The organism is Mycolicibacterium grossiae (assembly GCF_008329645.1).
GTDB lineage: Bacteria > Actinomycetota > Actinomycetes > Mycobacteriales > Mycobacteriaceae > Mycobacterium > Mycobacterium grossiae.
In genome coordinates, this window is the sequence record NZ_CP043474.1 from 1,678,786 (window position 1) to 1,690,704 (window position 11,919).

Consider the following 11,919-nt stretch of genomic DNA (forward strand, 5'->3'; position numbering starts at 1 on the left):
ACGGCCCTCGAAGCCGTAGGAGTTCGGGTCAGCTCATCGAAAGGCAATGACATCTTCAGTCGGTTGGGCCAGCTCGTCTCGCGGTGGCCGTTCCTGGTCATCGGCTTCTGGGCCGTGCTGGCACTGGTGGTTCCGCTGACCATCCCGTCATTGACGGAGATGAGTGAGCGCAACCCCATCGCGGTCCTCCCCGCGGACGCCCCGTCGTCGGTGGCGACGCGGGACATGACCGAGGCGTTCAAGGAGGCGGGCTCGGAGAACGTGCTCGTCGTGATGCTGGCGCATCAGGACGAGGGCCAGGACCTGACGCCCGCGGACGAGCAGGTGTACCGCACGCTCGTCGACCGGTTGCGCGACGATCAGCGCGACGTGGTCATGCTGCAGGACTTCGTCAGCACCCCGCAGCTGCGCGAGACGCTGTCCAGCCAGGACCGCAAGGCGTGGATCCTGCCGATCGGCCTGGAAGGCGAACTCGGTACGCCCGAGGCGTATTCGGCGTATCAGCGCGTCACCGACATGGTGAACCGCACCGTCGCGGGCACCGACCTGCGCGCGTACGCCACCGGCCCGGCGGCCACGGTCGCCGACCTCACCGCCGCGGGGGCGGCCGACCGGCTGCCCATCGAACTGGCCATCGCGGTGATGCTGCTGATCATCCTGGTGGTGGTCTACCGCAATCCGGTGACGATGTTCCTCCCGCTCATCACCATCGGTGCCTCGCTGCTGACCGCGCAGGGGCTGGTCGCACTGGTCTCGCTGCTGACCGGGCTGGCCATCTCCAACCAGACCATCGTGCTGATGAGCGCGATGATCGCCGGTGCGGGAACGGATTACGCGGTGTTCCTGATCGCGCGCTATCACGACTACGTGCGGGCCGGTGAGGAACCGGTGCGGGCGGTCAAGCACGCGATGGTGTCGATCGGCAAGGTGGTCGCGGCGTCGGCGGCCACGGTCGGCGTGACGTTCCTCGGCATGGGCTTCGCGAAGCTCGGCGTGTTCTCCACGGTGGGCGTGGCGCTGGCGATCGCCATCGCGGTGGCGTTCCTGGCGGCGGTGACGCTGCTGCCCGCGGTGCTGGTGCTGACCGGTCCGCGCGGCTGGGTGGCGCCCCGCCAGGAGCGCATGGCGACCTTCTGGCGGCGGATGGGCATCCGCATCGTGCGCCGGCCGAAGACGCATCTGGTGGCCAGCCTGCTGGTGCTGCTGGCGCTGGCGAGCTGCACCACGCTGATGCACTTCAACTACGACGACCGCAAGCAGCTGCGCGACTCCGCCGACAGCTCCGTGGGCTACGCGGCGCTCGACCGGCACTTCTCGGTCAACCAGACCATCCCGCAGTACCTGTTCATCCAGTCGTCTCGAGACCTGCGGACCCCGCAGGCGCTGGCCGACCTCGAGCAGATGGCGCAGCGGGTCAGCCAGGTCCCCGGCATCGCGATGGTGCGCGGCGTGACGCGGCCGACGGGCGAATCGCTGGAGCAGGCCCGCGCCACGTACCAGGCCGGCGAGGTGGGCAACCAGCTCGGCCAGGCCTCCACCCAGATCAACGGCCGCTCGGGGGACCTGAACCGGTTGGCCTCCGGCGCCGATCAACTCGCCGACGGGCTGGGCAGTGCGCGCGGCCAGATCAACCAGGCGATCGGCGGGGTGCGCAGCCTCGTCGACGCGCTGTCGTCCATCCAGAGTCAGTTCGGTGGCGGCGCGACGCTGGGGCAGCTGGGCGATTCGGCCAAGCTCATCAAGGGCATGCGCACGCTCGGCGAGTTGATGGAGCGCAACTTCGGCACGCTCGCGGCCGACTTCTCCTGGATCGACCCGGTGGTCGACGCGCTCAACGAGAGCCCGACGTGCAACGTCAACCCGCTGTGCACGACGGCGCGTGGGCAGTTCGTGCGGCTGCAGACCGCGCGCAATGACGGCACGCTGGACCGCATCGTCGCCCTCGGCCGCCAGCTGCAGCAGGCCGGGCCGCTGCAGAAGCTGGGCGACACCGTCGAAGGGTTGTCGCAGTCGTTGAACACGGCGATGACGTCGCTGCGCAAGCTGGGGCTCAGCGATCCGCGCAGCGCACGAGCGCAGATCTCGACGGTGCAGAAGGGCGCCAACGACCTCGCCGGCGCCAGCCGTCAGATCGCCGACGGCGTCACGCTCCTGGTCAGTGAGACGCAGCGGATGGGCATCGGTTTGTCACAGGCGTCGGACTTCCTCATGTCGATGGGGCAGGACGCCACGCAGCCGTCGATGGCCGGGTTCAACGTGCCGCAGCAGGTGCTCGACACCGACGACTTCAAGAAGATCGCGCAGATCTTCATCTCGCCGGACGGGCACTCGGCGCGGTACTTCATCCAGACCGACATCGACCCGTTCAGCACGCAGGCGATGGACCAGGTGAACCAGATCCTGGACACCGCCCGTGGCGCACAGCCGAACACGATGCTCGCCGACGCGAAGATCTCGATGTCGGGATATCCGGTGACGCTGCGCGACACCCGCGACTACTACGACCGCGACCTGAAGATGATCGTCGTCGTGACGATCGTCGTGGTGCTGCTCATCCTGATGACGCTGCTGCGCGCGGTCGTGGCGCCGCTGTACCTCGTCGGGTCGGTGATCGTCAGCTACCTGTCCGCGGTCGGTCTCGGCGTGCTGGTGTTCGAGTACCTGCTCGGCGACCAATTGCACTGGAGCGTCCCGGGTCTGGCGTTCGTGGTGCTGGTCGCCGTCGGCGCCGACTACAACATGCTGCTCGCCTCGCGGCTGCGGGAGGAGGCGCCGCGCGGCATGCGGTTCGGCGTGATCCGGACCGTGCGGTCGACCGGCGGGGTGATCACCGCGGCGGGCCTGATCTTCGCGGCGTCGATGTCGGGACTGCTGTTCTCGAGCATCGGGACCGTGGTGCAGTCGGGCTTCGTAATCGGCGTGGGCATCCTGCTCGACACGTTCGTGGTGCGGACGATCACCGTCCCGGCCATCGCCACCCTGGTGGGCCGGACGAGTTGGTGGCCCGCCAAGCCGTGGCTGGCCGCGCCGTCCGCCGATGCCGTCCCGCCTCCGGAGAAGCGCCGCTCGGTCTTCGACGAGGTCTAGCCGGGCCGCGGTTCAGCGTATTCGCCTTTGGCGCGTCGTCTCCGTCGGAGGCGTGGTCGGCGGGGAGTCGTCAACACGAGTTGACGTTGTCAACATTGGTTGACGCCCCGCGGTCGAGGCTCGCCCGGAGGGCGGGAGCGCCGCCGACCGTGGGCCTCGGCACGCCGCGGAGCCGTTACCCGTGCACGGCGCCCACGCTCGGCGCGGTTCGGCTCAGGGCAGCGGCGGCAGGAAGCTGCGGACCGTGGCGAACGTGTCCTCGATGGTGTTGCGCGTGGCAGGATCCAGGATGCCGATCGGGTCCATGCCGTGCACCGGGTCCACCGACACCGGACGGTTCATCGGGTCGTCGTAGCGCGAGTACCCGGCGTCGACGATCGGCTGCAGCGTGGCGTCGATCTGGTCGACGAAGCCCGGCGACATGCCGAGGTAGCGCAGCGGCAGCGTCATCGGCAGGTGGTTCACCGGGATCAGGTACGTCGTCTCGGTGGCGCCCTTGGAGTTCACCACCGTCTTGATGTTCTGCGGCGGCACGTCGCCCGGCCCGGTGAAGGCGGCCGGCGTGTGCACGATGGCCGACGCGGCGAAGGCGTTGAGTCCGGAGATGATGTTGCCCGGGCGATCCGGGAAGTCGGCGAGACCGTCATAGGTGGCGACGACCTTGTTCTGGTCGTACTGACTATCCACCCGCGGCGGGACGGTGTAGTCGATGAACGGGATGTAGTCGCCGGGCTTGAAGACGCCGGTGAGGAAGCTCTGCCCGAAGCCGTGGTGCCCGATCGGGTTGCCGATCTCGGTGAAGGTCAACTGGTCGCGCGGCGGGGCCTTCGGGTCGTTGGCCAGCCGCACCATCTCGCCGTCGAGGCCGAGGGTGCCCTGTGACAGGCCGACCACGGCGGCGGGCCGCGTGCCCGGCTTGCCGGTGTCGGCGGACAGCGCGCGGCTGAGGTTGGTGGTGGCGACGGTGGCGGCCTCGCCGATGCTCATGTCGTCCCGCTTGGTGTCGGCGGGCAGGAACATCGACGGCACCCAGCTGAACGGCGCCCCGGCCGGGTAGTCGACGAGGTTGCGCTTGGCGTTGGGGAAGTACTCGGCACCGGCACGGTTGGTGTAGTCGTACCAGGGGATGCCGGGCGCGCGGGCGCCGCCGAGGGCGTACACCTCCTGCGCGGGCGCGGCGGGGCCGACCGGCGCGGGTGCGGGCGGGAAGATCGGGTCGACCCAGCGGGGTTCGGCGATCGCCACGCCCGTGCCGAGTCCGCCGGCTGCGCCGACGACACCCACCGTGACCACCCCGGCGAGTAGACGCCTCATCATCGCGAGTCCTCCCTGGCACGCGAAAGCAGCGAGCGCGCCGTGATTTTCGGGTCCCACGTTACTGCACGGGCCCCGGTGCCGCTGGCGTGCGCCCGGTGTCAGATTCCTGCGAGTCCCACGCCCATCAGCACGCCGCCGAACACGGCCAGCAGCCCGGCGACGTCGATGCGGCGGCGCGACCGGATCCAGTCGTTGAGGGCCGTCAGCGCCCGCAGCGTCCGGTCCGGGGCGAACAGGTAGGCCACCAGCGGAATCTCCACCAGCGCGAAGGCCACGACGTGGAAGACCAGCAGGGCGCCGAACTGGACGGCGGCCGACTCGCCGAACGTCAGGATGACCGCCAGCACGGCCAGGTAGTCCACCGACGGCAGGGCGATGCCGAGCCCGGCGACGGCCGACACCCACAGCCGGCGACCCTCCACCAGGCGCCGGGACAGGCCGGCGAAGCGACCCGGTCCCTGGTCGGGGACCGGGGTGGGCAGGCCGCGGCGTCGCCGGAGCAGCACCTGCGCCGCCAGCAGGACCGCACAGGCCAGGCAGACGCCGCCGATCACCAACTGCACCGTCGGCAGCGAGAACTCCGACGCACCGGGCAGCCGGGGATGCAGCACGAACAGGATCAGCACGCCGACCGTCAGGCCCATGGCGTAGCCGCCGGACAGGAACGCCAGCATCTGCAGCACCGGTCGGGGCCGGTTGAGCACCAGCACGGCGAGCCCGATGCGGAATGGCTCCAGGCTCACCGCGACGGCCATGACCAGCAGGGTGATCCACATGTCGGGCGGACGTCGCGGCTCAGGCGTCCAGCCGGGCGAACTCCTGCTTGCGATACTGCTCGACGCACTGGGCGCGCCGGATCTTGCCGCTCGTCGTGGTGGGGATCGACCCGGGCGGCACCAGCACCAGATCGGCGACGGTCAGCCCGTGTGAGCGGGAGATGGCCGACGTGACGTCGTTGCGGACGCTCGTGAGCTTCTGAGTCGCCTCGTCGCCGGAGCCGCGCTTCTTGTATTCAATGATCGTGACGAGCTTCTCGGAGGCGTCGACCGACACCGAGATCGCGGCGACGCGGCCGCCGGTGATTTCCTGCACGGTCGCCTCGATGTCCTCGGGGTAGTGGTTGCGCCCGCGGACGATGAGCAGGTCCTTCACCCGGCCGACGATGAACAGCTCGTCGTCGGAGATGAAGCCGAGGTCGCCGGTGCGCAGCCACGGACCCTCCGGCGTCCCGTCCGACGGGTTCGCCAACGTGCCGCCGAAGGTGTCCTGCCGCGACTCGGGGTTGCGCCAGTAGCCGGGGGAGACGTTGTCGCCGTGCACCCAGATCTCACCGACGGTGCCGTGCGGGCACTCGGTCCGCGAGTCCGGCTCGACGATCCGCACCAGAGGGGACTTCGGCACGCCGTAACTGATCAGCGGGCTGCCGCCGTCGGCGGCCGAGGTGCGCGCGGCGATGCCGTCGGCCAGCTTCTCGGCGTCGAAGTGCACCACCAGCGGGCCGCCGCCGGTGGCCCGGGTCGCCACGTAGACGGTCGCCTCGGCCATGCCGTAGGACGGCGTCATCATGCTCGAGCGGAAGCCGAACTTCGCGAACCGGTCGACGAAGCGATCCAGCGTGGCCGGGTGAGCGCGCTCGCTGCCGCTGACGATGGTGAGGACGTTGGACAGGTCGTAGCCCTCCATGTCCTCGTCGGAGGTCTTGCGCACGGACAGTTCGAAGGCGAAGTTCGGACCGGCCGAGTAGGTGTGCGGGTGAGAAGCCAGCGCCTGGATCCAGCGGGCGGGCTTCGCGAGGAAGGCCAGCGGGCTGGTCAGCTTCGCCTGGTAGCCGCCGAGGATGGGCGCGATGACGCCGAGCATCAGCCCCATGTCGTGGTAGAAGGGCAGCCACGACACGATGGTGGTGTCCGGCGGCGCCACCCCGCCGAGGTCGGGGAAGTAGTCGGCCATCAGCTGCTCGAAGTTGGCTGCGAGGTTGCGGTCGGTCACCTGCACGCCGGCCGGGGTGCGCGTCGAGCCCGACGTGTACTGCAGGTAGGCGGTGCTCGGCGCGTCCTTGATGCGGGGGCCGGAGCCGTTGCGGCCGTCGAGGTCCAGCTCGTCGACCACGATCACCGCGGCGCCGGCGTGCGCCTCGGGCAGGTACTCGGTGACGCTCGGCGCGATGGCCGCCGTGGTGAGGATGACCGTGGGGTCGGTGTCGGCGAACACGGCGCTGATGCGCTCGTCGTGCGAGCCGACCGCGGGGATCGACAGCGGTACGGCGATCCGGCCGGCCTGCATGGCGCCGAGGAACGCGTAGATGTAGTGCAGCCCCTGCGGGGCGACGATGACGGCGCGGTCGCCCACCTCGCCGTGCTTGGCCACCTCGATCGCAACGTTGATGGTGCGCCGGAACGCCTGTGACCAGGTCAGCGTCTCGCTGACGCCGTTCCAGTCGACGTCGTAGTCGGTGTAGGTGAACGCGGCGTCGTTGGGCGCCACCCCGGCGCGTTCGCGCAGCACGGACAGCAGGGACGGGTTGGGCATGCGCGTCAGATTACCGGTCGTCCACCGGGCGCGTGACCTCGCGCGGGCCGCCTTGGAGTCATCGAGATTTCGACCATGGCGCGCCGCCGAAACCGGCGACAGGATGGAGCCGTGACCGCCGTGCCGAATGCCATGCCCGCGTGGAGCGGCCTGGCAACCCGTGTGAAGCGGCCGGGTATTCGTGTGAAGATGAGGGAGCCATGAGCAGCACCGATCTGAGTCCGGCGTCGCTACGCGAGGCGTTCGGTCACTTCCCGTCCGGCGTGATCGCGATCGCCGCGGAGGTCGACGGCACCCGCGTCGGCCTGGCCGCCAGCACGTTCGTGCCGGTGTCGCTCGACCCGCCGCTGGTGTCGTTCTGCGTGCAGAACACCTCGACGACGTGGCCCAAGCTGGTGGATCTGCCGTCGCTGGGCATCAGCGTCCTCGGCGAGTCGCACGACGAGGCGGCCCGCACGCTCGCCGCCAAGACCGGGGACCGCTTCGCGGGTCTGGAGACGGTGTCGCGCGACAGCGGCGCGGTGTTCATCGACGGCACGTCCATCTGGCTGGAGAGCGCCATCGAGCAGCTCGTCCCGGCCGGTGATCACACCATCGTCATCCTGCGGGTCTCCGACATCACCGTGCACGACGACGTCTCGCCGATCGTGTTCCACCGCAGCACCTTTCGGCGCCTCGGCCAATAGGGACCGGTGCGCGGCACTCCCGGGACGGGCGTCAGGGCCGGGTGGCGAGTTCCTCGCGGTAGCCGGTGATCCGCTGCTCGATCTCCAGCGCGTCGGCCGGTCGGCCCTCCCGCCGGGCGAGGTCGGCCCGCACCGAGAGTTCGCGGATGGCGGTGCGAATGTCGTTGATGCTGTGCGTGTTCCTCACGAGGCTGCCCTTCGTCGTTGATTGGCTGCTTCCCGTCGAGCCTACGCCCGGATGTCGGTCGCCGAGGGGCGCTCGGCGCAGCGCCGGCTAGCGCCGGAACAGCTTGTTGCCGAGCCAGACGATCGGGTCGTACTTGCGGTCGGCCGCGCGCTCCTTCATGGGGATCAGCGCGTTGTCGGTGATCTTGATGTGCTCGGGGCAGACCTCGGTGCAGCACTTGGTGATGTTGCAGTAGCCCAGGCCGTTCTCCTCCTGGGCCTGCTCGGCGCGGTGACCGTGGGTGTCCAGCGGATGCATGTCGAGTTCGGCCTGGCGCATCAGGTAGCGCGGGCCGGAGAACGCGAGCTTGTTCTCCTCGTGGTCACGGTTGACGTGGCAGACGTTCTGGCACAGGAAGCACTCGATGCACTTGCGGAACTCCTGGCTGCGGTTCACGTCCTCCTGCGCCATCCGGTACTCACCGGGCTGCAGGTCCTTGGGCGGCGTGAACGACGGGATCTCCCGCGCCTTCTCGTAGTTGAACGACACGTCGGTCACCAGGTCGCGCATCACCGGGAAGGTCCGCAGCGGGGTGACGGTGACGACCTCGTCCTCGCCGAAGGTCGACATGCGGGTCATGCACGCCAGCCGGGGACGGCCGTTGATCTCCACCGAACACGATCCGCACTTGCCGGCCTTGCAGTTCCACCGCACCGCGAGGTCGCCCACCTGGGTCTGCTGCAGCCGGTGGATGATGTCGAGCACCACCTCGCCGTCGTTGACCTCGACGGTGTAGTCCTTCAGCTCGCCGCCGGCGGCGTCGCCGCGCCAGACCCGCATGCTCGCGTTGTAAGCAGCCATCTCGGTCAGCCCTTCCGTTGCGGGTGTTCGACGAGTTCGTCGTCGGTGTAGTACTTCTCCAGCTCGCTGAGCTCGAAACACTCGAGCAGGTCGGAGCGCATCTGCGGTTGCCGCTGCTTGACGACGCTGACGTCCGGTACCACCGGATCGTCGCCCTCGGACCGGCACACCAGCAGCTGGTTGCGCCAGTTGGCATCCATCGACGGGTAGTCGTCGCGGGTGTGGCCGCCGCGGCTCTCGGTGCGGGTGATGGCGGACTTGGCCACCGACTCGCTGACCAGCAGCATGTTCCGCAGGTCCATCGCGAGGTGCCAGCCGGGGTTGAACTTCCGGTCGCCCTCGACCTTGACGCGCTTGTAGCGCTCCCGCAGCTCGGTGAGCTTGTCCAGCGCCTCCTGCATCTCGTCGGACTTGCGGATGATGCCGACCAGGTTGTTCATCGTGTCCTGCATGTCGAGCTGCAGGGTGTAGGGGTTCTCCGGCGCGCCGTCGGCGGGGCCGTCGAACACGGCCAGCGCCATGTCGATCGCCGCGTTGACCGACTCCTCGGTGACCTTCGGGCGGTCCGGTAGGGCGCGCGCATAGTCGGCGGCCCCCAGGCCGGCACGCCGCCCGAACACCAGCAGGTCCGACAGCGAGTTGCCGCCCAGCCGGTTCGATCCGTGCATGCCGCCGGCGCACTCACCGGCGGCGAACAGGCCCGCCGTCGCGGCAGCCGCACTGTCGGGCTCCACCTCGATGCCACCCATGACGTAGTGGCAGGTCGGTCCGACCTCCATCTCGTCCTTGGTGATGTCGACCTCGGCCAGTTCGATGAACTGGTGATACATCGAGGGCAGCCGGCGCTTGATCTCCTCGGCCGACATGCGTGAGGCGATGTCGAGGTAGACGCCGCCGTGCGGCGTGCCGCGGCCTTCCTTCACCTCGGTGTTGATGGCGCGCGCGACCTCGTCGCGGGGCAGCAGGTCAGGGGTGCGTCGTGCGGAGTCGTTGTCCTTGAGCCACTGGTCGGCCTCCTCCGCCGTCTCGGCGTACTGGCCCTTGAAGACGTCGGGGATGTAGTCGAACATGAACCGCTTGCCCTCGGAGTTCTTCAGCACTCCGCCGTCGCCGCGCACGCCCTCGGTGACGAGGATGCCCTTCACCGACAGCGGCCAGACCATCCCGGTCGGGTGGAACTGGATGAACTCCATGTTGATCAGCGTCGAGCCGGCGCGCAGTGCCAGCGCATGGCCGTCGCCGGTGTACTCCCACGAGTTCGACGACACCTTGTAGGACTTGCCGATGCCGCCGGTGGCCAGGACGATCGCGGGTGCTTCGAACAGCACGAACTCGCCGGTCTCGCGGTAGTAGCCGAACGCGCCGGCGATCCGGCGCTGGTCACCCTCGCCCTCGGTGATGAGCTCGGTGATCGAGGTTTCGTGGAACACCCGGATGCGGGCCTCGTAGTCGCCGAGTTCGCGCTTGTCCTCCTGCTGCAGCGAAACGATCTTCTGCTGCAGCGTCCGGATGATCTCCAGGCCGGTGCGGTCACCGACGTGGGCCAGGCGCGGATAGGTGTGCCCGCCGAAGTTGCGCTGGCTGATCTTGCCGTCCTTGGTGCGGTCGAACAGCGCACCGTAGGTCTCGAGTTCCCACACCCGGTCGGGCGCCTCCTGGGCGTGCAGTTCGGCCATGCGCCAGTTGTTGAGGAACTTGCCGCCGCGCATGGTGTCGCCGAAGTGCACCTGCCAGGAGTCCTTGGTGTTGACGTTGCGCATCGCCGCGGCGCAGCCACCCTCGGCCATGACGGTATGGGCCTTGCCGAACAGCGACTTCGTCACGACCGCCACCCGCAGGCCGCGTTCGCGTGCTTCGATCACGGCGCGCAGGCCGGCTCCCCCGGCGCCGATCACGACGACGTCGTATTCGTGCCGCTCGACGCTGCGGTCGTCGGTCTCGGGGTTCATCTCGACCTCATTCATGTCGTTCGTTTCGAGTGCGTCTGGGATGCGTTCGCCTGCCGGCGTCAGCCGACGAAGCGCAGATCGGAGATGGTCCCGCTGGCGACGAGCATCACGTAGAAGTCCGTCAGCATCAGGGTGCCGAGCGTGATCCAGGCGTACAGCTTGTGCCGGGTGTTCAGCTTGCTGATCTGCGTCCACATCCAGTAGCGCACCGGGTGCTTGGAGAAGTGCTTGAGCCGGCCGCCGGCCACGTGCCGGCAGGAGTGGCAGGAGATGGTGTAGGTCCACAGCAGGACGACGTTGACGACCAGGATCACGTTGCCCAGGCCGAAGCCGAAGCCGCCCGGGCCGTCCTCGGAGTGGAACGCCTTGATCGCGTCCCAGGTGTTGATCAGCGAGATGAGCGTCGCGATGTAGAAGAAGTAGCGGTGGACGTTCTGCAGGACCAGCGGGAAGCGCGTCTCGCCGGTGTACTTGGCGTGGGGCTCGGCGACCGCGCAGGCGGTCGGGGACTGCCACACCGAGCGGTAGTAGGCGCCGCGGTAGTAGTAGCAGGTGAGCCGGAACAGCAGCAGGAACGGCAGCGACAGCAGCGCGTACGGCAGCAGCGACAGCGGACCCGACGTGGGCAGGAACTGTGGCCAGAACTCGCTGGCGTCCCCGCAGGCCTTGCTCAGACACGGCGAATAGAACGGCGTCAGGTAGTGGTACTTCTCGACGAAGAAGTGGTCCCGCTGGAACGCGCGCACCGTGGCGTAGATGATGAACGCGGCGAAACCCAGGTCGGTGACGATCGGCGACTTGAGCCAGTTGTCCGTCCGCAGGGTGCGCTGGGAGATTTGGGCCCGGCCCGGCGAGAAGACGCCGGTGCCCTTCTCACCTCGGCGATCGGCGGTGGGTGCGCTCACGGAGTTTGCCTCACTTTGGTTTCGATGTGCCGGTGCCCGTACCGCACGGGGCGGCGCCGGGAGTCGGCGGCTGCGTCGCTCACCGCGTGCCGCCGAGCCCTTCGTCGTCCACGTCCTGCCAGAAGTCGCTGGCGTACTGCGTATCCGGGATGCCGATCTTCTCCAGCACGTGATGGTGGCGGGCGTTGACGCCACGCACCAGGTCGAGTTCCTCGGCATCGATGTCGAGCCGGTCTATGTCGTTGAGGATGCGTTCGGCGTCGTTGACGATGCGCCGCATGGCCGGGGTGTCCCCGTAGCGTGATGCCAGCGAGGTCACGCAGCGACGCAGGCCGCCGATCAGTTCGTGCAGCTGGTCGATTTCGGTGGTGGTGGACAACGTGGTGACCTCCTTGGGCTGAAGGGTGTCGTGAATCACA

10 protein-coding genes are annotated in these 11,919 nt (G+C 68.7%); 2 read left to right on the plus strand and 8 right to left on the minus strand.

Going from position 1 to position 11,919, the window contains the following annotated elements; all coding sequences use genetic code 11:
• Positions 1-63: 63 nt before the first annotated feature.
• On the plus strand, positions 64-3,087 hold the full coding sequence (locus tag FZ046_RS08060) for an MMPL/RND family transporter (protein WP_281288512.1): 3,024 nt from the start codon (positions 64-66) through the stop codon (positions 3,085-3,087).
• Between the two features lie 213 nt (positions 3,088-3,300).
• Here FZ046_RS08060 and FZ046_RS08065 read toward each other — a convergent pair whose 3' ends face one another.
• The 3 genes from FZ046_RS08065 to FZ046_RS08075 form a co-directional block, all read right to left on the minus strand.
• Positions 3,301-4,401: a PE-PPE domain-containing protein gene (locus FZ046_RS08065; RefSeq protein ID WP_070353741.1), complete on the minus strand. Its 1,101-nt coding sequence runs from the start codon at positions 4,399-4,401 to the stop codon at positions 3,301-3,303.
• Between the two features lie 101 nt (positions 4,402-4,502).
• Entirely contained in the window at positions 4,503-5,180 is a 678-nt protein-coding gene (locus tag FZ046_RS08070; protein WP_070353718.1) for a GAP family protein, read from the minus strand.
• A 19-nt stretch (positions 5,181-5,199) separates the two neighbouring features.
• Positions 5,200-6,933 carry an AMP-binding protein gene (locus tag FZ046_RS08075; protein WP_070353717.1) on the minus strand — a complete coding sequence of 578 codons (1,734 nt, stop codon included), beginning with the start codon at positions 6,931-6,933 and terminating at the stop codon, positions 5,200-5,202.
• Between the two features lie 200 nt (positions 6,934-7,133).
• Here FZ046_RS08075 and FZ046_RS08080 point away from each other — a divergent pair, with 200 nt between their 5' ends.
• Positions 7,134-7,619 (plus strand): flavin reductase family protein, encoded by a 486-nt coding sequence (locus tag FZ046_RS08080; RefSeq protein WP_070353716.1) that lies wholly within the window; start codon positions 7,134-7,136, stop codon positions 7,617-7,619.
• Positions 7,620-7,650: 31 nt separating this feature from the next.
• On the opposite strand, the gene FZ046_RS08085 is transcribed toward FZ046_RS08080, so the two are convergent.
• From FZ046_RS08085 to FZ046_RS08105, 5 genes are all read right to left on the minus strand, one after another.
• Positions 7,651-7,806, minus strand: a complete 156-nt coding sequence (locus tag FZ046_RS08085; protein ID WP_099045945.1) for a hypothetical protein — start codon at positions 7,804-7,806, stop codon at positions 7,651-7,653.
• An 87-nt stretch (positions 7,807-7,893) separates the two neighbouring features.
• Positions 7,894-8,646, minus strand: a complete 753-nt coding sequence (locus FZ046_RS08090; protein WP_070353715.1) for a succinate dehydrogenase/fumarate reductase iron-sulfur subunit — start codon at positions 8,644-8,646, stop codon at positions 7,894-7,896.
• Between the two features lie 5 nt (positions 8,647-8,651).
• Positions 8,652-10,610: a fumarate reductase/succinate dehydrogenase flavoprotein subunit gene (locus tag FZ046_RS08095; protein ID WP_328514398.1), complete on the minus strand. Its 1,959-nt coding sequence runs from the start codon at positions 10,608-10,610 to the stop codon at positions 8,652-8,654.
• Positions 10,611-10,654: 44 nt separating this feature from the next.
• Positions 10,655-11,500: a succinate dehydrogenase subunit SdhC gene (locus FZ046_RS08100; protein ID WP_070353714.1), complete on the minus strand. Its 846-nt coding sequence runs from the start codon at positions 11,498-11,500 to the stop codon at positions 10,655-10,657.
• Positions 11,501-11,579: 79 nt separating this feature from the next.
• Entirely contained in the window at positions 11,580-11,879 is a 300-nt protein-coding gene (locus tag FZ046_RS08105) for an Rv0250c family protein (protein ID WP_070353739.1), read from the minus strand.
• Between the last annotated feature and the right edge of the window lie 40 nt (positions 11,880-11,919).